We start from the raw sequence: 23,406 nt of genomic DNA, 5'->3' as shown, positions 1-23,406 counted from the left end.
AGATGACAGGAAGCGCGACGTTCGGGTCCGGGACGCTCTTCATGGACGGCGTCTTGTTCCCGCGCCGCCAGTATAGCCAGGCGGCATGGGAAACTGGCCATGCGGCGCGCCACCACCGCGGGCCACCCTCGCCGTTCGGATAGGTCCCCTTGCCAGGTCGGTCCGAAGCTGCCGGGGGCTATCGAAAGCGCTGCGCCGTGGGCACCGGCCACGAACGCAGGCCACCCCGTCGGCAGCGGCTGAACCGCTTCGTCTTTTCGTGAACCGCTTCCGTGTCGGCGGAGCGCCAGGGGGGCTACGCTGAGTTTTTCAGGATCAGGAGTACCGCCATGCTGGATCACGACCTGACTGTCGCCCTGCTCTGCCGTCTCAACCAGAACCAGAGTGCCCTCGGCATGGCCCTGGAGGAGCTGGCGATCTGGGCGAAGCGCCATGAAGGCGGCGAAACCTACGATGTCGTCATGAACCACCTGCAGACCCTGGAGCGCAACGCCGACTTCGTCGCCGAGGCCATCGTCGTCCTGATGGCGGATCGCTGAAGCGCGCCGGACCCGTACGAGCGGACGAGCCTGCGCGGTGCGCTGGGCACGGTGCGCAGTAAAATCTTCAAGATTTTTCTTACAAGGCAATAGGACTCGTCCAAGTTACCTCGCCCATAGCTCCCGGTACCCTCGCCCGTTACACCTTCCAAGCACCAACGGGATCTCCAGGGCTTATGCTTCTTCGAACCATCAGTGTGGAAACTGCCGAGCAGACGGAACTGAATGCGGCCTTGTTGTGTGGTTTCGCCATTCCCGCCAGCGACCGCAACTTCATCGCCTACAGCCTCAACGAACAGGTCGACGAAAACGACTCGCGCGTCTACATCGCCTCCCTGTTCAAGACCGACGACGGCTTCCGCCTGGGCCGCCTCGACACCGACGAGGCCTGCGAGGCGGCCATCCAGGTGTTCCGCCAGCTGGTCCGCGAAGCCACCACCGGCAACCGCCGGACCAGCGACCTGGCCTACCACCTCATCGACCTGCAGGACGCGGCCATCGCCCCCTCGCGCCGGGAAGAACACCGCTCCCTGGTGCTCGAACGCGAGTGGGTGATGAAGCTCGTCACCTTCGAGTCCCCCCATGGCTACGGCCCCGCCCTGGATGGCGAGGAACCCTGCGCGGACGTCCCGCCGCTCGTCCATGAGGCCCTTTTCGAAGACGCCGCTCCCGATGTCTTCGCCGCGGACGATGCGGACGAGGCCTCGGACGGGCCGGCGGAGCCCATCGACGAGCCCGAGGCGGCGGAAGACGAAACCGTCACCGAGGCCGGCTGCGTCGAGCCCGAGCCGCGGCCGGAGGCGGAAACGGCAGCGCCCGAGGGTGGGGCGCCAGCCGAGTTCGCGACGAAAGCGGAGCAGTCCGCCAAGGTAGCGGATGCCGAGGCCATCGGCGCCTTCGTCGACAACGCCAGTCATCTTCGCGAGGAGCTTGCCGACCTGGCGCAGCTGCTCCACCCCGCGCTGCACGCCGCCGACGCCACGGGCAGCGCCAACCTTCCGTCTCCAGACGCCGCCGAGGAATCCTCCATGCCCCCGAGCCCCTCCCCCCTCGCCGCTTCCGCACCCGCGCCGGAACCGGTATCGGCCAGGGTCCCCAGCCTGTCGCTGCGCCTCCGGGTGCCGCCCGCACGCCTGGCGGGCGCCGAGGGCGAGGCCGACGCCAGAGAGGCGCCCACCCAGGCCGCCGCCGTCATTCGCCAACCCGAGGATGAAGCCCACGTGGATACGGATACCGCGCTCGATATCGGCAACGATACCGAGCATCTGCTACAGGACGTGCAGGGCACCCTGGCCGACCTCGCCGGCATGGCCCAGCAACTGAGCCTGCAGAAGCAGGAAGCGCTCAAGCAGCAGGAGTCGCTGGAGTCGCTCCAGACGCAATTGCACGAGAAGGAGCGGCAATTGCAGGAAAAGGAAAAGCAGCTCCGGCAGTGGCACAAGCGCCTGCAGGACGACCGCCAGGCGCTGGAGCGGGAAACCGAGCAAAGCAACCGTCTCCTGGCCGAGCGCAGCGCGGCCCTGCAACAACTCGCGGAAAGCGTCGAAGCCCGCGAGCGCAGCAGCACGCGGCGAGCCGAAGTACTGCAGATCGAACAGGAACGCCTCGAAGAGTTGCGCAGCCAGCAGAACCTGCGCCAGGCCGAACTGGAAAAGCGCGAAGCCAGCGTCCAGCAGCGCAGCCTGGAACTCGGCGAGCGCTTCAAGAAGCTGGAAAGCGCCCGCGAGAAGCTGGCGCAGATCGTCAAGGGTTTCAACGAGACCGTACAGTTCAATACCGCTCTGCACGCCATCAGTCATACCGGGTTGAAGCGCCAGGAAGAGAGCGCAGCCGAACTGGAATAAGGTTCTCCTCCGGCAAAAGGGCGCGGCGCCGATACTGGCCCGCGCCCTTTTTCATTCGCCCGGCCGCGCCCGGCCGCTCGCCCTCGGGACGCGGTGCCGCCGGCCAGTTCACCGGTGCGCAGAGCAGTTGTGCGCCGGACAGCGCCGGCAGGCGCACCCATTCGGGAAACTCCAGGTCGTAGCAGACCATCACCGCGATTCGCCCGAAGCGGGTGGCGACCACCGGCGCTGGCCCTGGCACAAGGCCATGGGAAGGACGGAGTGTCGGCAAGCGAAGACGGGAAGGGAATCAGTCAGGTCAAATAATCAGTTGAGCATTCTCTGAACCATACGCAGGGCGTTCGCTGAACCGAGGGCCGCTGAGGCTCCGCGTGGTCTCTTCTGCCCCCGCTCAAGGGCGGCGCGCAGCATGGCCCTCGGCGGAAACCTGTGGCGCCTGGGTCTGCCCCGCCTCGCGCGCCAGCAGGTCGCGCAGGCCGTGCGCATCCAGCGGCCGGCTGAGCAGGAATCCTTGCAGTTCGTGGCATTGCTCGTCGCGCAGGATATGCATCTGCCCTTCGGTCTCCACCCCCTCGGCGGTGACCCGCAGGTTCAGGGCGTTGCCGAGATTGATGATGGCCTGCACGATCGAACGGTCGCGCCCGGTCTTCTCCATGCTGGCGACGAAGCGCTTGTCGATCTTGATGCTGTCGAAGGGATAGGTGCGCAGGTAGCCGAGCGAGGAATAGCCGGTACCGAAGTCGTCCATGTTGAGGCGGACGCCCAGTTCCTTGAGGGCCGTCATGGTCCGCAGCGCGCCGTCGACATCGTTGAGCATGACGTTCTCGGTCACCTCCAGCTCCAGCCGGCGGGCATCCAGGTGGGCCAGGCGCAGCGCCTCGCGCACCTGCCAGACGATATCGCCGGTCATGAACTGCGCCGGCGACACGTTCACCGAGACCATCACCTCGCCCGGCCAGGAGGCGGCGGTGGCGCAGGCCTCGCGCAGCACCCAGTTGCCGATCTGCACGATCAGGTCGCTTTCTTCCGCCAGGCCGATGAACTCGTCCGGGCCGATCAGCCCGCGGTGCGGATGGTTCCAGCGGATCAACGCCTCCGCCGAGGCGATCGTCTGTTCCTGCGCCAGGAAGCGCGGCTGGTAGTACAACTCGAACTCGCCGTTCTGCAAGGCGGCGCGCAACTCGGTCTCGCGCAGCTTCTTCTCGGCGAGATGGGAGTCCATCGCTTCCAAGTAGAAACGCCAGGTATTGCGCCCCGCGGCCTTGGCCTCGTACATCGCCACGTCGGCGCAACGCAGCAGGCCGCGCGGATCGCCGCCGTGCTCCGGCGCCAGGGCCACGCCGATGCTGGCGCCGACATGGAAGCTGTGCCCTTCGTAGGCGATCTCGCGGTTGATCACGTCGATCAGCCGGCTACAGAACTTCTCGATTTCCAGCTTCGACGACACGTGGGTACTGACCACCACGAACTCGTCGCCGCCGAGCCGGGCAACCATGTCCTGGTCGCGGGTCGAGGCGCGCAGCCGTTCGGCGATGGCGTAGAGCACCGCATCGCCGGCGGGATGGCCATGCTGGTCGTTGATCGGCTTGAAGCGGTCGAGGTCGAGCATCAGTACCGCTACCGGCGACTTGCCAGCCTTTTCCGCCAGCAGGCGTTCGAGGAACTGGAACAGCTTGTTGCGGTTCGGCAGGCCGGTCAGGGCATCGTGCAGGGACAGATGCTGGATCTTCGCATGGGCTTCGACCTCGTCGGTGATGTCGGCCGCCGTGCCGCGATAGCCGCTGGCGACGCCGTTGCGGATCGCGCTGGCGCTCAGCTTGCCGACCCGCGCCTGGCCCTGGCTGTCGCGGAAAGCGCAGACCAGGCTGGACGGCGCACCGGCATCGGGCAGCCCTTCCAGCCACTTGACGATGTTCACCGTATCGCTATCCAGCAACTCGTCCAGCCGCCGCCCGATCCAGGCCTCCGGCTGGTAGCCGGTGACGTCGCGGAAGCGCACGGAGAGATAGGTGAAGACGAAATGCCCGTCGACTTCCCAGATCCAGTCCGAGGCCGCCTCGGCTATCGACTTGAAACGTTCCTCGCTGGCCAGCAGGGCCTGGTTGCTGCGTTTCAGGACCTTCTGCTGGCGATCCACCGCGCGAGCGTTGAGCACGGCGCTGCGGCTCAGCCAGAACAGCAGCCCGGCGGCGAGCACGAAGATTCCCAGCAGCGGCAACGCGGTCTCCCGCAGCATGGCGCTACCCGGACGCGACGACACCCAGGCCAGGCGATGGGGAGTGCCCTCCAGGGCCAGGCTTTCCTTGTCGCCCGCCGCGCCGCCGGCCAGCAGGTGCAGGTTGGCGATGCCGTAGTCGCCGCCGAGCTTGGCCAGCTTCGCCGGGGTCAGCCGGTCGACGAAGACCATCACCGAGGCCTTGTCCAGGTCGATGGGCGCATGATCGCTGGTGGGCTTGATCGCCGAGGCGACCAGGATCGCCGGTGCGCCGTCGAAGTCGACGTAGCGGCTGATCGCCGCCTCGTCCACCGCGGCGCGGCGGGCGGCGCTGAGGATGTCTCCGGCATCGGCGCCCAGCGAGTCGGCCAGCGAGCGCTCGGACAGCTCGCCCTCGAGCATGGCGTAGCGAGTGCCACGGTCGTCGATGACGAAGACGCCGTCGTAGCCGTTGGTGGTGTAGAGCACCGAGCCGAGGTTGTTCTTGGTAAAGGCCCAGTCCACGTCGACCCGGTTTCCCAGATAGACGTAGGCGTCGGTCCAGAACGAATAGGTGGTGGAGAACTGCTCGGAATTTTCCCGGCGATTCTGCAGCGCCTTTTCCACGTAGAAATGGCTCTGCTCGATGGCGATGTCGTCCTGCTGCCTGGCGATGTGCAGGATCGCCCAGCCGCATGCACCGAGGGCGAGGAAAAGGGCGGCCAGGAACATTAGGAGATGCTTGGAGACCTGGGAGACTGCGGTACCGCTGGCAATCGCTGAAGCAAGCATCGATTCGCCATCCTTGTGACCGTATAGGTGCGGGCCTTGGTCACTGTCTTATAGTTAAGCATCCAGGGGGCGTCAAAAAAACCGCTTGGCAAGCGCATCGGCGCCGGAGATGCGGCTGCCGCTCCCGGAAAGGCGCGCGCCGCCGCTGGCCTCGGCGGCGCGCGGCGGCTCTCAGCGGCCCTGCCTGGCGACGATCGCCTCGGCCACGCTGGCCGGTACCTCGGCATAGCGGACGAACTCCATCGAGTAGCTCGCGCGCCCCTGGGACATCGAGCGCACGTCGGTGGCATAGCCGAACATTTCGCCCAGCGGGACCTCGGCACGGATCACCTTGCCCGCCGGGGTATCCTCCATGCCCTGGATCAGGCCACGCCGGCGGTTGAGGTCGCCCATCACGTCGCCCATGTAGTCCTCCGGGGTCACCACCTCGACCTTCATCACCGGCTCCAGGAGCACCGCTCCGCCCTTCTGCGAGAGTTGCTTGGTGGCCATCGAGGCGGCGATCTTGAACGCCATCTCGCTGGAGTCGACGTCATGGTAGGAGCCGTCGTACACCGTCGCCTTCAGGCCAATCAGCGGGTAGCCGGCGAGCACGCCGTTCTGCATCTGGTCCTCGATGCCCTTCTGGATCGCCGGGATGAACTCTCGGGGAATCACCCCGCCGACCACCTCGTTGTGGAACTCCAAGCCTTCCTGCCCCTCGTCGGCCGGAGCGAAGCGGATCCAGCAATGGCCGAACTGGCCGCGGCCGCCGGACTGGCGGACGAACTTGCCCTCGATCTCGCAGGTGTTGCGGATGGTCTCGCGATAGGCCACCTGCGGCTTGCCGATATTGGCTTCGACGCCGAACTCGCGGCGCATGCGGTCGACGATGATGTCCAGGTGCAACTCGCCCATCCCGGAAATGATGGTTTGCGCGGTCTCCTCGTCGGTCTTCACGCGGAACGACGGGTCTTCCTGGGCCAGCTTGCTCAGGGCGATGCCCATCTTCTCCTGGTCGGCCTTGGTCTTCGGTTCCACCGCCACCGAGATCACCGGATCGGGGAAGTCCATGCGTTCGAGGATGATCGGCTTGTCGATGGCGCACAGGGTGTCGCCGGTGGTCACGTCCTTCATGCCGATCAGCGCGGCGATGTCGCCGGCGCGCACTTCCTTGATCTCGTCGCGCTGGTTGGCGTGCATCTGCACCATCCGCCCGACCCGCTCCTTCTTGCCTTTCACCGAGTTGAGCACCGCATCGCCGGAAGTCAGCACCCCGGAATACACACGGGCGAAGGTCAGGGTGCCGACGAAGGGGTCGGTGGCGATCTTGAACGCCAGCGCCGAGAACGGCTCGTCGTCGTCCGCATGGCGCTCGTCGTGCTTCTCTTCGTCGTCCGGGTCGGTGCCCCTGATCGCCGGGATTTCCGATGGAGCCGGGAGATAGTCGATCACCGCGTCGAGCACCAGAGGCACGCCCTTGTTCTTGAACGAGGAGCCGAGCACCGCCGGTACGATCTGGTTGGCCAGGGTCCGCTGGCGCAGCCCGGCCTTGATCTCCTCGATGCTCAGTTCCTCGCCTTCCAGATACTTGTTCATCAGTTCGTCGTTGGCCTCGGCGGCGGCCTCGACCATGTGCGCCCGCCACTCCTCGGCCAGCGCCCGCAACTCCGCCGGGATCTCCTCCTCGCGGTAGCTGGTGCCCTGGTCGTCATCGTTCCAGTAGATGGCCTTCATCTTCACCAGGTCGATCTGCCCGCTGAAGTTTTCCTCCGCGCCGATCGCCAGCTGGATCGGCACCGGGACATGGCCCAGGCGTTGCTTGATCTGCGCGACCACGCGGAGGAAATCGGCGCCCTGGCGGTCCATCTTGTTCACGTAGGCCAGGCGCGGCACATGGTACTTGTTGGCCTGGCGCCAGACCGTCTCGGACTGCGGCTCGACCCCGTCGGCGCCGCTGAACACCACCACCGCGCCATCGAGCACGCGCAGCGAGCGCTCCACCTCGATGGTGAAGTCGACGTGGCCGGGGGTGTCGATGATGTTGAAGCGATAGCGGTGCGGGAACTGCTTGGTCGAGCCCTGCCAGAAGGCCGTGGTCGCCGCCGAGGTGATGGTGATGCCGCGCTCCTGCTCCTGGACCATCCAGTCCATGGTCGCCGCGCCGTCATGGACCTCGCCCATCTTGTGGTTGACGCCGGTGTAGAAGAGGATCCGCTCGGTCGTCGTGGTCTTGCCGGCGTCGACGTGGGCGACGATGCCGATGTTGCGATAAAGCTCGATGGGAGTGGTGCGAGCCATGATCTGCCCCTTGGGTGCTGCCCTGGATGATGGGAACGACTGCTGAAAGAAAAATGTAGCTGAAGAAAGGACGCCACAGCACCGCCGCGACGCCTGCTTTTCGACCTCGGCAGAGGGGACTGGTTCTGCCGCTCCGGCCCGCCGATGAAAGGCGCAACGGCAGGGCTTGTTCCCAGCGGACATAAACTCATGGCGCAAAGGTCTAAGCCGTCCCTGGAAAATCCCCCGGCTCGACGGACATCCCTGGACACACCGGAACAAGGGATGCCCCGACCATGCACCGATCGCTCCACACCGACCCGCCGCTGGGCGCCGCCCTGCTGCTGGCCCTGCAGCTCGCTCCCGGCAGCGCCGCCGCGGCGGAGGGACAGGCGCCTGTCGACCCGCCCACGGTCCAGTTGCAACGAATCGAAGTGACCGGTAGCGCGATCCGCCGGGTCGATGCGGAAACCGCGGTGCCGATCAGCGTCCTGCGCGCCGAGGAGTTGCGCCAACAGGGCGTGACCAGCACCGAGGAACTGATCGGCCGGCTTTCCGGCAACCAGGGCGTATACAACTCCAGTCGCTCGGTCGGCAGCGCCACCGGCGGCGCCTCGTTCGCCGACCTGCGCGGGATCGGCGCGAACAAGACCCTGGTGCTGCTCAACGGCCGGCGTCTGGCGAACAATGCCATCGACGGCTCCGCCGTGGATCTCAACACCATTCCCTTCGCCGCCATCGACCGGGTCGAGGTGCTGCGCGACGGCGCCTCCGCACTGTACGGCACCGATGCCATCGGCGGGGTGATCAACTTCATCACCCGCAAGAGCCTGAACGAAGGCCGCGTCGACAGCGGCTACGCCTCCCCCACCCACGACGGCGGCGGCAACCAGCGCAACGTCAGCGCTAGCTGGGGCTTCGGCGAGCTGGAGGAGGATCGCTTCAATGTCTTCGCGGTGGCCAACTACGACAAGCAGGAACGCCTCGGCGCCAAGGACCGCGGCTACACCTACAACTACCAGCCGGGACGCGGCCTCGACTACAGCTCCGGCACCGCCTTCCCCGGCAACTGGAGCCAGGGCGCCAACGCCAGCAATCCGCTGGCCGCCGGCGGTTGCAAGGGCGCCGACCTGATCCCGCGCAACGGCATCTGCCGGCAGAGCCTGTGGCGCTACCTCGACCTGGTGCCGGAAACCGAGAAGACCTCGGTGTTCAGCCGCGCCACCGGCAAGCTGGCCGACGAGCACAACGTCAGCCTGGAGTACTTCTGGTCGCGCAACGACAACGCTACCCAGGTCGGCCCAGGGACCCTCACCGGCCTGCAGATCGATCCCGGCACCGCCTTCTATCCCGGCAACGGCATCACTCCCGGTCCCGGCGGCTTCGTCCTCGACCCGAGCCGGCCGGTGGAGGTCAACTGGCGGCAGAGCGTGCTCGGGCCACGCCTGCAATCCTCGCAGAACACCGGCCAGCGCCTGCTGCTCGGCTTCGACGGCCGGTTCGCCGGCTGGGACTACGATATCGGCGCCTCGTACAACCAGAACAAGGTGGTCGACCATATCCACAGCGGCTACGTCGATGATCGCGCCGCCGCCCTCGGCATCGCCAACGGGACGCTGAACCCGTTCGGGCCGCAGACCGACGCCGGCCTCGCCTACCTCGGCAGCCATGCCCTGAGCGGCGACTTCCGTACCTCGGTCGGCCGCGTCAAGGGCCTGGACGCCCGCGCCAGCCGGGAGATCGGCGACTGGTTCGGCGCCGGGCCGGCGGCCCTGGCGCTGGGCGGCGAATTCCGCAAGGAGGCGTTCCACCAGGACATCCAGGACTTCGCCGGCAACGTGCAGAGCCTCGGCGTCGATCCCGCCGCCACGGTCAGCGGCGAGCGCAACCTGAAGGCGCAGTACGCCGAACTCAACGTGCCGGTGCTGGACAGCCTGGAACTCAGCGCGGCGATCCGCCACGACAAGTACAGCGACTTCGGCAGCACTACCAACCCGAAATATTCGTTCCGCTTCCAGCCGTTCCGCCAGTTGGTCCTGCGCGGCGCCTACAGCGAAGGTTTCCGCGCGCCGTCGCTGTACGAACTGTACAACCCGACCTTCACCACCTATACCAGCGCCAACTACGACGACCCACGCCTGTGCGCCGGCGGCCAGCCGAGCCAGGGCGGCATCGCCAACCGCGACTGCGCCCAGCAGTTCTACAACGCCACCGGCGGCAACACCGACCTGCGACCGGAAACCGCGCGCAACGTTACCCTGGGCCTGGTCTACCAGCCGCTGCGCGACCTTTCCGTCGGCCTGGACTTCTGGTGGATCAGGATCGCCAACCAGATCGCCGAGTTTCCCGAAGCGGCGATCTTCGCCGACCCGCAGGCCTACGCCGGACGCATCGTGCGCAAGGCCGACGGCTCGATCGATCACGTCGTCACCGGACTGGCCAACCTCGGCAAGGTGAAGACCAGCGGCGTCGACCTGAGCCTCGACTATCGTTTCCCGGCCAGCCGCTACGGGCAGTTCGGGCTCGACCTGCAAGGCACCTACGTGTCCCGCTACGACTTCCAGCAGCAGATCGGCGGCCAGTACCTGGACAACGTCGGCGACTTCCAGGGCGTCGGCGTGATCGCCCGCTGGAAGCACGTCGCCAACGCCACCTGGAGCCGCGACGCCTGGCAGGCCACCCTGAGCAACCGCTACACCAGCGGCTACAACGACTACGACCGCGCCAGCCACGGCAAGGTCGGCTCGTGGAACCTCTGGGACCTGGCCGGCAGCTACCGCCTCAGCCACGCGCTGGGGCTGACCCTCGGGGTGAAGAACCTGTTCGACCGCGAACCGCCGTTCAGCAACCAGACCTACACCTTCCAGAGCGGCTACGACCCGCGCTACACCGATCCCTACGGGCGCATCCTGTTCGGCCGCCTCAGCTACAGCTTCTGATGCCGGCGCGGGCGCCCGGCCGGTATGGCCGGCAAGCCCGTCGACGGCTGTCCAGCTACCAGATCCGGTAGCCCTGCCAGATTTCGCAGGCGACCAGATCTGGCAGGTTGTTGGGCCCCCGGCGCCATGCAACCTATTACGCCTCTCGCCCCCCACCCGTTCGCGCAAGAGGACACCGCATGATCATTCTCGGGATCACCAACAACGACCTGGCCGGCGCCTGCCTGGTGCGCGACGGCACGATCGTCGCCGCCGCCAGCGAGGAGCGCTTCACCCGCCAGAAGGACCACAAGGCCTGGCCGAGCCGCTCCATCGACTATGTGCTCGGCGAGGCCGGCATCGACCTGGCCGACATCGACCGCATCGCCTACGGCTGGAACGCCGGGTTCGACGCCGGGCGGCACCTCGACCTCTACCTGGACCGGGTCCTCGAGGAAGCCCGCGAGCGTCCCGAGGGCCTGCCGCACCTGCGCAAGCGGATCGCCGACGAGATGGCCAACGACAAGGCCAAGCGCGGCGAATTCGATGCCTTCGTCCGCGCCAACGGCCTGCGCGGCAAGGTCGAGTACATCGACCATCACGAATGCCACGCCCTCGGCGCGTTCGTCTGCTCGCCGTTCGACGAGGCGCTGACCCTCACCTGCGACGGCCGCGGCGACTTCCAGTCGCTCACCGTCACCCACTACCGCGCCGACGGCGGCGAGACGGTCCTGCAACGCGAGACCAGCGTCGACAGCCTGGGCTACTTCTACGGGCGCATCACCCGCCTGCTCGGCTTCAAGCCGAACCGCCACGAAGGCAAGATCACCGGCCTGGCGGCGTTCGGCGACGCGGAAAAGCTGCTGCCGCTGATGAACGACATGATCCGCCTGGAGAACGGCCGCCTGCGCGCCCGCTGCGGCGAACTGTACCTGCCCTCCTACGACGGCTACAGCGATCCGCTGCTGCAACGCTGCGCGGCGGAACGCCCGGCGGATGTCGCCGCCGCCGCGCAACGGCACTCCGAAGACCTGCTGGTGGCCATCGCCCGGCAGCACGTGGCGCGCACCGGTTGCGCCAACCTGTGCCTGGCCGGCGGGGTGTTCGGCAACGTCAAGCTGAACCAGCGCCTGCGCGAGATCCCCGGGGTCCGCGATGTCTACGTGCTGCCCTGCATGGGCGACGGCGGCCTGGCCCTGGCCGCGGCGGTGGCGGTGGCCTATCGCGAGAACGGTACGCGCTTCCCGGCGCCGAGCATGGCCCTCGGGCCGGACGCGCGCAGCGCCGCGCAGAATGCCGAGCTGATCGCCAGCCAGTACCCGCAGCTGGCCTACAGCCGGCCAGCCAACCTGATCGAGACGCTGGTCGAAGCGCTGCGGGAAAACCAGGTGCTGGGCATGTTCAAGGGCCGCATGGAGTTCGGTCCGCGCGCCTTGTGCAACCGCAGCATCGTCTACCATCCCGGCGATGCCAGCGCCAACGACTGGCTCAACCAGCGCATGGAACGCACCGAGTTCATGCCATTCGCCCCGGTCACCGCGGTAGAACACGCCGAGGCTTGCTACGTTGGCTGGCGTGAAGACCAGGTGGCGGCCGACTACATGACCATGACCTACGACTGCCATGCGGATTTCCGCGCGCGCTGCCCGGCGGTGGTGCATGTCGACGGCACCGCCCGGCCGCAGATCATCCGGCCGCAGGCCGATCCGTTCATGCACGCCCTGCTGCATGCCTGGCATGCCCGCAGCGGCCAGCCGGCGCTGATCAACACCTCCTTCAACCGCCACGAGGAACCGATCGTCTGCGCCCCGCAGGACGCCCTCGGCGCGCTGGAGGACGGCATGGTCGACCTGGTGGTGCTGGGCGAGTCCCTGCTGGTCTGGCGCAAGGGCGAGAACGCCTTCGCCAGGGCGCGCTTCGAGTGAGGCGCAAACCGCAGCGAACCGGCACGGCGACGCGGGAACCGGCATGTACCTGATCTTTTCCGGCTACTTCGCCGCCGAGGGGCTGATCTATCCGTTCTGGCCGACCTGGCTGGCCAGCCTGGGCTTCGGCGCCAGCCAGATCGGCCTGTTGATCGCCGCGGCCTACTGGCCGCAGGTGATCGCCGGGGTGGCGCTGACCTACGTGGCCGACTGGCGCATCGACCAGTTGCGCCTGGCGACCCTGCTGGCGGCCCTGGCCGGCGCCTGCGCCCTGCTGTTCCAGCTGGCCGAGGGCCTGCCGCTGTTCATCGCCCTGAGCGTGCTCTACGGCGCGTTCTGGACCAGCGTGCTGCCGCTCACCGAGTCCTACCTGCTCAAGCGCGACAAGGCCGCCCTGCAGAACTACGGGCGGGTACGCGCGGTCGGTTCGCTGGCCTTCATCCTCACCGCGACCCTGGGCGGCCTGCTGCTCGGTCGTTTCGGCCAGCAACTGGTGCCCGCCCTGGTCGGCCTGACGATGCTGCTCACCGCCCTCGCCTGCCTGTTCCTCCGTCGCCGCAGCCTGCGCCGTCCGGACTCGCCGCTGCCGGGCGCCAGGCGCCGTCCCGACCTGCGCGGGATCCTCCGGCAACGCCCCCTGCTGCTGGCCATCGCCGCGGCGGGAATGATCCAGCTGAGCCACTCGCTGTACTTCACCACCGCCTCGCTGGGCTGGCAGGCGCTGGGCTACTCGTCGTTCTCGGTCGGCGCCTTCTGGGGCCTGGCGGTGATCGCCGAGATCAGCTTCTTCGCCGTCTCCAACCGCATCCTGGACCGCCACCCGGCGCTCCAGGTGATGCTCTTCTCCAGCCTTTGCGCAGCGCTGCGCTGGGGCCTGCTGGCCGGCAGCGAACATCTCGCCGCGATCCTCCTCGGCCAGTGCCTGCACGCCCTCAGCTTTGCCGCCTACCACGCCGCGGTGATGCGCTACATCCGCGACCACGCGCCGGAAAGCGCGCGGGTACTGACCCAGGGAATCTACTACTCTCTGGCGGTAGCGCTGCCCATGGGCCTCGCCAGTCCGGCCGCCGGCTGGCTGTACGAAGGCCTGCCGCAGTGGTCCTATCTGATCATGGCGCTGTTCGCCCTCGGCGGCGCGGTCCTGGTCTGGCTTGCCCTACAGAGTGCCCGAGATGCATCGACTAGCGTTTTCAGCCGTTCTGTTTGACATGGACGGCGTCCTGATCAGCTCCCGCGAAGCCATCGCCGCGGCCTGGAGCCGGGTTGCCGGCGAACAGGGCGTGGCGCTCGGCCCGGACTGCCTGCGCGACCACGTGCACGGTCGCCCGGGCGGCTACACCCTGGACTATCTGTTCGGCCACCTGCCGATGGAGCGCCGGCGGATCCTCAAGCAACGGGTCGATGCTCTGGAGGAAGGCGCCGACTGTCCCCTGCTGCCCGGCGTCGCCGCGGTGATCCGCCAGTTGCGTTGGCTGGACGTGCCCTTGGCGCTGGTCACCAGCAGTTGGCCGGCACGCATCGACCACGTGCTGCGCCAGCACGACCTGCAGGCGGCGTTCCGCACCCTGGTCAGCCGCGACGACGTGGTCCACGGCAAGCCGGCTCCGGATGGCTACCGCCTGGCCGCGGCCAGGCTCGGCGTGGCACCGTCGCGCTGCCTGGTGTTCGAAGACTCCCTCAGCGGCGTGCAGGCCGCCTGCGCCGCCGGCGCGACCTGCGTGGCGATCGGCGAGGAGAGCGGCCTGCTCGCCGCCGGCGCGCGCTGGTCGGTCCGGGATTTCCGCGAGCTGCGGATCGTCCGCGAAGACGACCGGCTGTACTGCCAGCATCGGCACCCCGCCACGACCGGCAGCGAGAGGAGCGTTGGCGTCCCATGAGCCCGACCCTGCAAGATGCCCGGCTGCTCTGGGACTTCCTCGGCCAGGGCCGCTGCCATGTGCCCTGCGAACTGCTGGTGGTATGCGGCTCCTACGACCTGCGGGTCTGCGACCACGCCTGCGAACTGCTCGAACGCGGCCTCGCCGAACGCCTGCTGTTCACCGGCAACACCGGGCACTGGACGCGCCATCTCTGGGTCGAGCCGGAAGCCGAGCTGTTCGCCCGCCACGCCAGGGCACGCGGGGTAAGCGACAGCCTCATCGTGATCGAGCCGCGGGCGACCAACTTCGCCGAGAACATCGCCTTCGCCCGCGAGCTGTTCCCCGACCTGCGCCGCGCGACCTTCGTCACCAAGCCCAACTCGATCCGCCGCGTGGCGCTGACCCTGCCGGTCCGCTGGCCGGGGCTGGAGGGACACGTGGATGCGCCCGACTACGCATTTCCCGACGGCATCTCGAACCTGGTCGGCGTACTCGGGGTGATCGACGAGATGGTTGGCGACCTCGACCGCATCATGCGTTACCCGGCGCTGGGCTTCCAGGTCGCCTGCCCGATCCCGGCGCAGGTCATGGACGCCTGGGAACGCTTGGTGGCGCGGGGTTTCGACCGCCACCTGGTGAACCCGCCGCGCTGAGCTGACAGCTCTGTAATCTTCCCCACAGCTTGCCGACAGGCGCGCGCCGCTAGGGTGTCCGCATCGCCGCACCGCCCTGGCGGGGCCGCGACCTCCCGGCTGCGCAGGCTCGCGCAGTCCGTCCTGCCACCTGCGTGGAAACCAGCGGATGCACAGAACTTCGCGACGCACCTTCGTCAAAGGCCTCGCCGCCACCGGTCTGCTCGGCGGACTGGGTCTCTGGCGCGCCCCGGCCTGGGCCCTGGCCGGGCCGGGCCAGCAGAACCTGCTCGCCGGCGACAGTTTCGACCTGTTCATCGGCGAGACCCCGGTGAACCTCAGCGGCTCGCCGGCCACCGCCATGACCATCAACGGTTCGCTGCCCGGCCCGACCCTGCGCTGGCGCGAAGGCGACAACGTGACCCTGCGGGTGCGCAACCGCCTCGCTGAGGACACCTCGATCCACTGGCACGGCATCATCCTGCCGGCCAACATGGATGGCGTGCCGGGCCTCAGCTTCGAGGGCATCGCTCCCGGCGGTCTCTACGAATACCGCTTCAAGGTCCGGCAGAACGGCACCTACTGGTACCACAGCCACTCGGGGCTACAGGAGCAGGCCGGGGTCTACGGCGCCCTGGTGATCGACGCCCGCGAGCCGGAACCGTTCAGCTACGACCGCGACTACGTGGTGCTGCTCAGCGACTGGTCGGACGAGAAGCCGCAGCGCATCCTCGCCAAGCTGAAGAAGCAGTCCGACTACTACAACTTCCACAAGCGCACCGTCGGCGACTTCATCGACGACGTCAGCGCCAACGGCTGGGCCGCGACCCTGGCCGACCGCAAGATGTGGGCCGAGATGAAGATGAGTCCCACCGATCTCGCCGACGTCAGCGGCTACACCTATACCTACCTGCTCAACGGACAGCCGCCGGACGGCAACTGGACCGGCCTGTTCCACCCCGGCGAAAAGCTCCGCCTGCGCTTCGTCAACGCCTCGGCAATGAGCTATTTCGACGTCCGCATTCCCGGCCTGAAGATGACCGTGGTGGCCGCCGACGGACAGCACGTCGAGCCGGTCAGCGTCGACGAGTTGCGCATCGCCGTGGCCGAGACCTACGACGTGATCGTCGAGCCGGGCGGCGAGCGCGCCTATACCCTCTTCGCCCAGTCCATGGACCGCAGCGGCTACGCCCGCGGCACCCTGGCGCTGGCCGAAGGGCTTAGCGCGCCGGTGCCGACGCCCGATCCGCGCCCGCTGATCGGCATGGACGACATGGGCATGGGCGGCATGGACCACGGCGCCATGGGGCATGGCGCGGCGACGAGGCCCGCCAGCGAGATGGACCATTCGAAGATGTCGGGCATGGACATGAACGGCATGGACCACTCGAAGATGGCCGGCATGGACATGAGCGGCATGGACCATTCCAGGATGGGCATGGGCGCCATGCCGATGCAGTCCCATCCGGCTTCGGAGGACGGCAACCCGCTGGTCGACATGCAGACCATGACGCCGACACCGAAGCTCGCCGACCCCGGCCTCGGCCTGCGCGACAACGGGCGGCGGGTGCTGACCTACGCCGACCTGCGCAGCCGCTTCGCCGACCCGGACGGCCGCGAGCCGGGGCGCACCATCGAGCTGCACCTGACCGGGCACATGGAGAAGTTCGCCTGGTCCTTCGACGGCATCAAGTTCTCCGACGCCGAGCCGCTGCGCCTGACCTACGGCGAGCGCCTGCGGATCGTCCTGGTCAACGACACCATGATGACCCACCCGATCCACCTGCACGGCATGTGGAGCGACCTGGAGGACGAGCAAGGCAACTTCCTGGTGCGCAAGCACACCATCGACATGCCGCCGGGCACCCGCCGCAGCTACCGGGTCACCGCCGACGCCCTGGGGCGCTGGGCCTACCACTGCCACCTGCTGTTCCACATGGAGATGGGCATGTTCCGCGAAGTGCGGGTAGACGAAGGAGACAACGCATGAGCCGCCAGCCGAAACCCGCCCGCCTGGCCGGCGGTGCCCTCGCCCTGGGTCTGCTGCTGGGCCTGCCGAATCCCGTCGAGGCCGCGCAGGACAATGGCATGGAGCACTCGGCCATGGACCACGGCGCGATGCCTGGCATGGACCACGGCCAGAGGACCTCCGCCCCGGCGAAACCCATGGACCACCAGGGGATGGGGCATGGCCGGATGCCGGGGATGGACCACGGCGCCGCATCGCCCGCCCCGGCACAGCCCATGGAGCACCAGGGAATGGACCATGGCCGGATGCCGGGGATGAGCCACGCTGCGCGGCAACCTCCGGGGCAGGCCGCGCCCAGCCAGAGCCGTACGCCGATCCCGGTGCCGACCGAGGCCGACCGCCGTGCCGCCTTTCCGCTGCTGGAGGGGCACAAGGTGCACGACAGCGCGCTGAACAGCTTCTTCCTGCTCGACCAGTTGGAATACCAGGACGCCGACGACGGCAGCGCGCTGGCCTGGGACGCCAGCGGCTGGATCGGCGGCGACATCAACCGCCTGTGGCTGCGCAGCGAAGGCGAACGGCTCGACGGCAAGACCGAGGACGCCGAGGTCCAGGCGCTGTTCGGGCACGCCATCGGTCCCTGGTGGGACCTGGTCGCCGGCGTGCGCCAGGATTTCAAGCCCGGCTCGCCGCAGACCTGGGCGGCGTTCGGCGTGCAGGGCCTGGCGCTCTACGACTTCGAGGCGGAAGTCACCGCCTTCCTCGGCGAGAACGGCCAGAGCGCGCTGCGCCTGGAGGGCGAGTACGACATCCTGTTGACCAACCGGCTGATCCTCCAGCCCAGCGCCGAGGTCAACCTGTACGGCAGGAGCGATCCCGCCCGCGGCATCGGTTCGGGCCTTGCCGATAGCGAGCTGGGCCTGCGCCTGCGCTACGAGATCCGTCGCGAGTTCGCGCCCTACATCGGGGTGACCTGGAACCGCTCCTACGGCAACAGCGCCGACCTGGCCCGCGCCGAGGGCGAGGACGACGACGAGGCGCGCTTCGTCGCCGGTATCCGCATGTGGTTCTGAACGCGATCGCGGCCAACCGCTAGCGGTAGCCGTCAAGCAACGGCGAATCGTCGATGAGGTCGCAGCGTTCCAGCGCTGGCAGGTTGCACGGCCGGTAGTCGGGGCATTCGTCCAGCCGCCGCTGCACCGAACGGTGCAGCTTGACCCGGGTTTCCTGCCCGACCGGTTCCAGCGGCCGCGAGCGCGGCCGGCCACGCGACCAGCGCCAGGCGCGGTTGCCGCTGCGGCGGTCCCAGACCAGCAGCGGCAGCCACTCGGCCAGGCGCCAGGGCCGGGTCATCACCGGCAGGATCGGCGCGGTCGGGTCCGGGCCCTGCTTCGAACGTGCGCGCAACTGGTCGCGGCTGCGCGCCGGGTCGACATGCAGGCCGGCCTCCAGCGCCTCGCCGAGCATCCAGGTAAAGGCCACCAGAGCCAGCCGCGAGTCCTTCGGCGCATAGCCACCGCCGACATCGGAGTGCATGCCGGGGAACCACACCTGCAACACGTCGGACTTGCGGTCCTTCTCGCCGAACCAGAGGTTCTGCCGGAAGAAGCAGCGGCATTCGTCGATGGCCAGGGCCTGGCGGACCACGTCGACCATTTCGTTGTTCGAGGAATACGGCACGGTCAGCGGGTCGTAGACCCAGCCCACCGAGGTCACGGTGTCGAACAGGCCGAGGAAGTGCACCTTCACCTGCCGGCCGAAGACCTTGCGGAAGCGTCCCAGCAGACCGAAGTCCGGCCCGCGGCGACGCGTGCCGGCCCGCTTGTCTTCGTCGCGGGGCGGCATGCGGGTGGTGAGCAGGGTCCAGGCGTAGTCGAAGAGATGCGGCTGGTGCGCATCGATCAGGCCCACCGCACGCAGCATAGCGGCCAGCACGCGCACCGCGTAGGCGCCACGGGAAAAGCCGAAGAGGAATATCTGGTCGCCGGGCCGGTAGTGCTCGGCGAGGAAGCGATAGGCGCCCTCGACGTTGCGCTTGAGCCCCCAGCCGAAGGCCAGGCCGGCGACCCGCGAGGGAAACTTCTGCCACTCGAACAGGGTTTCCTTCAGGCCGAAGGTGCCGACGCCCTGGTCGTAGTAGGCCAGCACCCTGCGCGGATCGCGCGACAGCGAACGGTACAGGCGCACCACGTTGGTCGGCTGGTCGCCGAAGCGGTTCGAGGTTCCGTCGATGCAGACCACCAACTGGCGCGGCGCGTCGTTGTCCTGGGCGCTGCCGGCAGGCGGCAAGGCGGAATCGGGGGAAAGATCGTCCATTGGGCTCACGCAGGCAAAGCCTGACTTCCGTCGGCGGTGGATGGGAATGGCGACGCATGATACCCAACCTGGATGATCCGCCAAGCGCGCATTGCCGGGAAACGGCGGCAAAGACGAAAAGCCCCTGGAGCCGCAGGGCGAATAACCGCTTCGCGGTTATCCGCAGCCCCTGGCTTCGGCGAGGGCGGGTCGAGCCGGCCGCTCAGCCTGCCCAGGACACCCCGAGGAACGGCTGCCACGCCGGCGCGCCACTATCCGCCGCGGCCTTGAGGGCGGCTACCGCCGCGTCGACGTCGGCCTCGCGGGTGTAGCGACCGAGGCTCAGGCGCACGCTGCGGCCAGCGCTGGCGGCATCGTGGCCGAGGGCGAGAAGCACGTGGGACGGCGCCGGCCGCGCCGAGTTGCAGGCCGAGGTGCTGGACACCGCCAGGCTGGACTCCAGCGCCTGGGGGACGAAGGCGGGGTTGTCGAAGGTCAGGTTCAGGGTATGCGCGATGCGTGCGTCGGCGCTGCCGTTCAGGCGCCAGCCGTCGATCTGCGCCAGCCCCTCCAGCAGACGCCGCTGGAGTCCGGCGATGCGCTTGCCCTCCTCCTCGAAAAGCTCGCCGGCGAGGGCGAAGGCCTCGCCCATGCCGACGATCTGGTGGGTCGCCAGGGTCCCGGAACGCAGGCCCTGCTCGTGTCCGCCGCCGTGGATCTGCGCCTTCAGCCGGCGCTCGGCGCGCGGCCCGACGTACAACGCGCCGATGCCCTTGGGCCCGTAGGTCTTGTGTGCGGAGAACGACATCAGGTCCACCGCCAGGCGGCCCAGGTCGATCGCCACCTTGCCGCTGGCCTGCGCCGCGTCGACGTGGAACAGCGCACCGCGCTCGCGCACCCGTTCGCCGATGGCGGCGATGTCGGTCAGGGTGCCGAGTTCGTTGTTGACCCGCATCAGCGACACCAGGCGGGTATCGGCGCGCCAGGCCGCCTCCACCTGTTCCGGCCGGATCAGGCCATCGGCGCCGGGCGCCAGCCAGGTCACGCTCCAGCCGTCATCGGCGAGTTGCTGCACGGTGTCCAGCACCGCCTTGTGCTCCAGGCGACTGGTGATCAGGTGGCCGGGCGTGTCCAGCGCCTGGGCCACGCCCTTGAGGGCCAGGTTGTTGGATTCGGTGGCGCCGGAAGTCCAGACGATCTGCCCGGCGCTGGCGCCGACCAGCGCGGCCACCTGCTCCCTGGCCCGCTCCACCGCCCGCCGCGCCTGGCGGCCGTAGGCATGGGAGTTCGACGCGGGATTGCCAAAACACGCCTGGTAGCCGAGACACTCCACCATGGCCCGGATCACGCGCTCGTCCACGGGCGTGGTGGCGGCGTAATCGAAGTACAACGGTAACGAACTCATCGCATTCCCCCAATCGATCGAACGGCCCCGGAAGCCGACATGGCTCCTTGTCCCTGACGGGCCCGCAGGCCGATCTTAAGAAAAGCGCCGGGGCGTCTGGAAAGAACCTTTCGGAACATCCTTAGAGTCTGCATGGTTTCCCGCCTCAGATTCCCAGCCCGGCCACCCGCAGGTGCTCTTCCAGGCGCAGCGCGGGTATCGCTCCGAGCAACTCGCGGGTATAGGGGTGGCGCGGCTGGCTGAACAGCGCCGCGGCGCTGCCCTGCTCCACCACCCGGCCGTCCTTGAGTACCAGGATGTCGTGGGCCAGGGCGCGTACCACGGCCAGGTCGTGGCTGATGAACAGGTAGCTCAGCCCGTGGCGACGCTGCAACCGACGCAGCAGCTCGACCACCTGGCACTGCACGCTGCGGTCGAGCGCCGAGGTCGGTTCGTCGAGCAGGATCAGCGCCGGCTTCAGCACCAGCGCGCGGGCGATGGCGATGCGCTGGCGCTGGCCGCCGGAAAACTCGTGGGGATAGCGTTCCAGGCAAGGCTCGTCGAGACCGACCTCGCGCAGTGCCTCCAGCACCCGCGCGCGGCGTTCGCCGGCATCGCCGATGCCATGGATACGCAGGCCTTCGCCGACGATCTGTTCCACGCTAAGGCGCGGGTTGAGGCTGCCGTAGGGGTCCTGGAACACCGCCTGGAACTGCCGGCGCAATGGCAACAGGCGCTTGCCGTGCAGCCGGTCGAAGCGCTCGCCCTGGAGCAGGATCTGCCCTTCGGCCGGCAACAGGCGCAGCAGCGCCTGGCCGAGGGAGGACTTGCCCGAACCGCTTTCGCCGACGATCCCCAGGGTGCTGCCACGGCGCAGCCGCAGGCTGACCTCGTGCACCGCGCGCAGTCCCGCGCGCCGGCGCAGCCAGCCGCCGGGCGCGGGGTAGTCGAGGCTCAGCGCGCGCACCTCCAGGCAGGTCTCGCGGCACGCCACCGGCTCCGCCAGGCCACCCGGCTCGGCCTCGATCAGCAGCCGCGTGTAGGGATGCCGGGGCGAACGGAACAGCGTCTCGCAGGCGTTCTCCTCGACGATCCGGCCATCGTGCATCACGCAGACCCGGTCGGCGACCCGACGCACCAGGTTGAGGTCGTGGCTGATCAGCAGGATCGCCATGCCCAGCCGTCGCTGCAAGCTTTGCAGCAGCTCCAGGAGGCGTTTCTGCACGGTGACGTCGAGAGCCGTGGTCGGTTCGTCGGCGATCAGCAGTTGCGGCTCGCAAGCCAGCGCCATGGCCAGCATCACTCGCTGTCGCTGGCCGCCGGAGAGCTGGTGCGGATAGGCCTCGAGCAGGCGTCGCGGCTGCTCGAGGCCGGCCAGTTCGAGCAGTTCCAGTACCCGCCCGCGCAGCGCGGCGCCACGCAGGCGGCGATGCAGGCGCAGGCCCTCGCCGACCTGGCGGCCGATGCGCTGCAACGGATTGAGCGAGGTCATCGGCTCCTGGAACACCATGCCGATGCGCTGCCCACGAATCGCCAGCAATGCCTGCGGCGACAGGGCGAGCAGTTCCTCGCCGTCCAGACGCACGCTGCCGCCCAGGCGCGCCGCGCCCGGCAGCAGGCGCAGCAGGGCGTGGGCGGTCTGCGACTTGCCGGAGCCGGACTCGCCGACCAGGGCCAGGGTCTCGCCGGCGCGCAGGCTGAAGTCGATCCCCTTCACGACCTGCGTGTCGCCATAGGCGACGCTCAGGTTTTCCACTCGCAACAGTTCCCGGTTCATCTCATTTCCTCGGATCGAAGGCGTCGCGCACCGCTTCGCCGATGAACACCAGCAGGCTGAGCAAGGTCGCCAGGACCACGAACACGGTCAGCCCGAGCCAGGGCGCCTGGAGGTTGTCACGGCCCTGCCCGACCAGTTCGCCAAGGCTCGGCGAGCCGGGCGGCAGGCCGAAACCGAGAAAGTCCAGGGCGGTCAGGGTGGTCACCGCGCCGCAGAGCAGGAACGGCAGGAAGGTCAGGGTCGCAACCATGGCGTTGGGCAGGATGTGCCGGAACATCACCCCGGCGTCGCCGAGGCCGAGGGTCCGCGCCGCCTTGACGTACTCCAGGTGACGACCGCGCAGGAACTCGGCGCGAACCACGTCGACCAGGCTGGTCCAGGAGAACAGCAGCATGATCGCCAGCAGCCAGCCGACCCCGGGCTGCACCAGGCTGGCGAGGATGATCAGCAGGTAAAGCATCGGCAGACCCGACCAGACCTCGATGAAGCGCTGGCCGAACAGGTCGATCCAGCCGCCGTAGTAGCCCTGCACCGCGCCGGCGCAGATTCCCAGCAACGACGAGGCCAGGGTCAGGCCGAGGGCGAAGAGAATCGACAGGCGCAAGCCGTAGATCACCCGCGCGAGCACGTCGCGGCCCTGGTCGTCGGTACCCAGCCAGTTCTCCGCCGAGGGCGGCGCCGGCGCCGGGCGCGCGTAGTTGATGCTGCGGGCGTCGAAGCGGATCGGCGGCCACAGCGCCCAGCCGTCGCGGGCGATGCGTTCGCTCATGAAGCGGCCGCGGTAGTCCGGCGGGAACGGCAGCTCGCCGCCGAAGGCGGTTTCCGGATAGTCCCGCAGCACCGGCAGGAACCACTGGCCACGGTATTCCAGCAGCAGCGGGCGGTCGTTGGCGATCAGCTCGGCGAACAGGCAGGCGACGAACAGCGCGAGGAACAGCCGCAGCGCCAGGCGCCCGCGGCGGTTGGCGCGGAACGCGCCGAGGCGGCGGCGGTTCAGCGGGGAAAGGACGATGGCCATC

The 23,406-nt window shown here is 68.3% G+C and carries 15 protein-coding genes and 1 pseudogene; 9 read left to right on the top strand and 7 right to left on the bottom strand.

Features of this window, described 5'->3' with window-relative positions; translation table 11 throughout:
* Positions 1–329: 329 nt before the first annotated feature.
* A complete protein-coding gene (locus FOC67_RS10980) occupies positions 330–539 on the top strand; it encodes a hypothetical protein (RefSeq protein WP_003088759.1) in 210 nt (69 codons plus the stop codon).
* A 176-nt stretch (positions 540–715) separates the two neighbouring features.
* Positions 716–2,383, top strand: a complete 1,668-nt coding sequence (locus FOC67_RS10975; protein WP_174707722.1) for a hypothetical protein — start codon at positions 716–718, stop codon at positions 2,381–2,383.
* A gap of 28 nt (positions 2,384–2,411) precedes the next feature.
* Here FOC67_RS10975 and FOC67_RS10970 read toward each other — a convergent pair.
* The 3 genes and pseudogenes from FOC67_RS10970 to fusA form a co-directional block, all read right to left on the bottom strand.
* Positions 2,412–2,615 (bottom strand): annotated as a pseudogene (locus tag FOC67_RS10970) (nitrilase-related carbon-nitrogen hydrolase); the annotation flags it as partial.
* Positions 2,616–2,774: 159 nt separating this feature from the next.
* Positions 2,775–5,369, bottom strand: a complete 2,595-nt coding sequence (locus FOC67_RS10965; RefSeq protein ID WP_003088752.1) for a bifunctional diguanylate cyclase/phosphodiesterase — start codon at positions 5,367–5,369, stop codon at positions 2,775–2,777.
* Between the two features lie 171 nt (positions 5,370–5,540).
* Positions 5,541–7,649: an elongation factor G gene (gene fusA, locus FOC67_RS10960; RefSeq protein ID WP_003088751.1), complete on the bottom strand. Its 2,109-nt coding sequence runs from the start codon at positions 7,647–7,649 to the stop codon at positions 5,541–5,543.
* Positions 7,650–7,924: 275 nt separating this feature from the next.
* Here fusA and FOC67_RS10955 point away from each other — a divergent pair, with 275 nt between their 5' ends.
* From FOC67_RS10955 to FOC67_RS10925, 7 genes are all read left to right on the top strand, one after another.
* The gene (locus FOC67_RS10955; RefSeq protein ID WP_009315667.1) at positions 7,925–10,567 is read left to right on the top strand and encodes a TonB-dependent receptor; all 2,643 of its coding nucleotides are present in this window, start codon (positions 7,925–7,927) and stop codon (positions 10,565–10,567) included.
* Between the two features lie 179 nt (positions 10,568–10,746).
* Positions 10,747–12,471: a carbamoyltransferase gene (locus tag FOC67_RS10950; protein WP_009315666.1), complete on the top strand. Its 1,725-nt coding sequence runs from the start codon at positions 10,747–10,749 to the stop codon at positions 12,469–12,471.
* 43 nt (positions 12,472–12,514) lie between these two features.
* Positions 12,515–13,678: an MFS transporter gene (locus FOC67_RS10945; RefSeq protein WP_003109654.1), complete on the top strand. Its 1,164-nt coding sequence runs from the start codon at positions 12,515–12,517 to the stop codon at positions 13,676–13,678.
* A gap of 1 nt (position 13,679) precedes the next feature.
* Positions 13,680–14,348 (top strand): HAD family phosphatase, encoded by a 669-nt coding sequence (locus tag FOC67_RS10940; RefSeq protein ID WP_003103648.1) that lies wholly within the window; start codon positions 13,680–13,682, stop codon positions 14,346–14,348.
* Entirely contained in the window at positions 14,345–14,983 is a 639-nt protein-coding gene (locus tag FOC67_RS10935) for a YdcF family protein (protein ID WP_003088740.1), read from the top strand. Before FOC67_RS10940 ends, FOC67_RS10935 begins: the two co-directional genes overlap by 4 nt.
* 148 nt (positions 14,984–15,131) lie before the next feature.
* The gene (locus tag FOC67_RS10930) at positions 15,132–16,952 is read left to right on the top strand and encodes a copper resistance system multicopper oxidase (protein ID WP_009315664.1); all 1,821 of its coding nucleotides are present in this window, start codon (positions 15,132–15,134) and stop codon (positions 16,950–16,952) included.
* Entirely contained in the window at positions 16,949–18,004 is a 1,056-nt protein-coding gene (locus tag FOC67_RS10925) for a copper resistance protein B (RefSeq protein WP_009315663.1), read from the top strand. The genes FOC67_RS10930 and FOC67_RS10925 overlap by 4 nt, the downstream gene beginning before the upstream one ends.
* A gap of 19 nt (positions 18,005–18,023) precedes the next feature.
* Here FOC67_RS10925 and FOC67_RS10920 read toward each other — a convergent pair whose 3' ends face one another.
* From FOC67_RS10920 to FOC67_RS10905, 4 genes are all read right to left on the bottom strand, one after another.
* Positions 18,024–19,247 (bottom strand): DUF2235 domain-containing protein, encoded by a 1,224-nt coding sequence (locus FOC67_RS10920; RefSeq protein ID WP_009315662.1) that lies wholly within the window; start codon positions 19,245–19,247, stop codon positions 18,024–18,026.
* Between the two features lie 202 nt (positions 19,248–19,449).
* A complete protein-coding gene (locus FOC67_RS10915) occupies positions 19,450–20,631 on the bottom strand; it encodes an aminotransferase class V-fold PLP-dependent enzyme (RefSeq protein ID WP_009315661.1) in 1,182 nt (393 codons plus the stop codon).
* Between the two features lie 145 nt (positions 20,632–20,776).
* Positions 20,777–22,387 carry an ABC transporter ATP-binding protein gene (locus FOC67_RS10910; protein ID WP_043542818.1) on the bottom strand — a complete coding sequence of 537 codons (1,611 nt, stop codon included), beginning with the start codon at positions 22,385–22,387 and terminating at the stop codon, positions 20,777–20,779.
* A gap of 1 nt (position 22,388) precedes the next feature.
* Positions 22,389–23,405, bottom strand: coding sequence for an ABC transporter permease (locus FOC67_RS10905; RefSeq protein WP_009315658.1), 1,017 nt, complete (start codon positions 23,403–23,405; stop codon positions 22,389–22,391).
* Position 23,406: the final 1 nt, after the last annotated feature.

The organism is Pseudomonas sp. FDAARGOS_761, assembly GCF_013343155.1.
Lineage (GTDB): Bacteria > Pseudomonadota > Gammaproteobacteria > Pseudomonadales > Pseudomonadaceae > Pseudomonas > Pseudomonas aeruginosa.
The sequence above is the reverse complement of the archived record's forward strand: the minus strand, read 5'-3'. Positions and strand labels throughout refer to the sequence as shown.

What these genes read in the sequence shown, in the direction of transcription:
- FOC67_RS10930 (WP_009315664.1), top strand. Translation starts at nt 15,132, where the DNA reads ATGCACAGAACTTCGCGACGCACCTTCGTCAAAGGCCTCGCCGCCACC.
- FOC67_RS10920 (WP_009315662.1), bottom strand. Translation starts at nt 19,247, where the DNA reads ATGGACGATCTTTCCCCCGATTCCGCCTTGCCGCCTGCCGGCAGCGCC.
- fusA (WP_003088751.1), bottom strand. Translation starts at nt 7,649, where the DNA reads ATGGCTCGCACCACTCCCATCGAGCTTTATCGCAACATCGGCATCGTC.
- FOC67_RS10910 (WP_043542818.1), bottom strand. Translation starts at nt 22,387, where the DNA reads ATGAACCGGGAACTGTTGCGAGTGGAAAACCTGAGCGTCGCCTATGGC.
- FOC67_RS10980 (WP_003088759.1), top strand. Translation starts at nt 330, where the DNA reads ATGCTGGATCACGACCTGACTGTCGCCCTGCTCTGCCGTCTCAACCAG.
- FOC67_RS10945 (WP_003109654.1), top strand. Translation starts at nt 12,515, where the DNA reads ATGTACCTGATCTTTTCCGGCTACTTCGCCGCCGAGGGGCTGATCTAT.
- FOC67_RS10965 (WP_003088752.1), bottom strand. Translation starts at nt 5,369, where the DNA reads ATGCTTGCTTCAGCGATTGCCAGCGGTACCGCAGTCTCCCAGGTCTCC.
- FOC67_RS10955 (WP_009315667.1), top strand. Translation starts at nt 7,925, where the DNA reads ATGCACCGATCGCTCCACACCGACCCGCCGCTGGGCGCCGCCCTGCTG.
- FOC67_RS10915 (WP_009315661.1), bottom strand. Translation starts at nt 20,631, where the DNA reads ATGAGTTCGTTACCGTTGTACTTCGATTACGCCGCCACCACGCCCGTG.
- FOC67_RS10905 (WP_009315658.1), bottom strand. Translation starts at nt 23,405, where the DNA reads ATGGCCATCGTCCTTTCCCCGCTGAACCGCCGCCGCCTCGGCGCGTTC.
- FOC67_RS10940 (WP_003103648.1), top strand. Translation starts at nt 13,680, where the DNA reads ATGGACGGCGTCCTGATCAGCTCCCGCGAAGCCATCGCCGCGGCCTGG.
- FOC67_RS10935 (WP_003088740.1), top strand. Translation starts at nt 14,345, where the DNA reads ATGAGCCCGACCCTGCAAGATGCCCGGCTGCTCTGGGACTTCCTCGGC.
- FOC67_RS10975 (WP_174707722.1), top strand. Translation starts at nt 716, where the DNA reads ATGCTTCTTCGAACCATCAGTGTGGAAACTGCCGAGCAGACGGAACTG.
- FOC67_RS10925 (WP_009315663.1), top strand. Translation starts at nt 16,949, where the DNA reads ATGAGCCGCCAGCCGAAACCCGCCCGCCTGGCCGGCGGTGCCCTCGCC.
- FOC67_RS10950 (WP_009315666.1), top strand. Translation starts at nt 10,747, where the DNA reads ATGATCATTCTCGGGATCACCAACAACGACCTGGCCGGCGCCTGCCTG.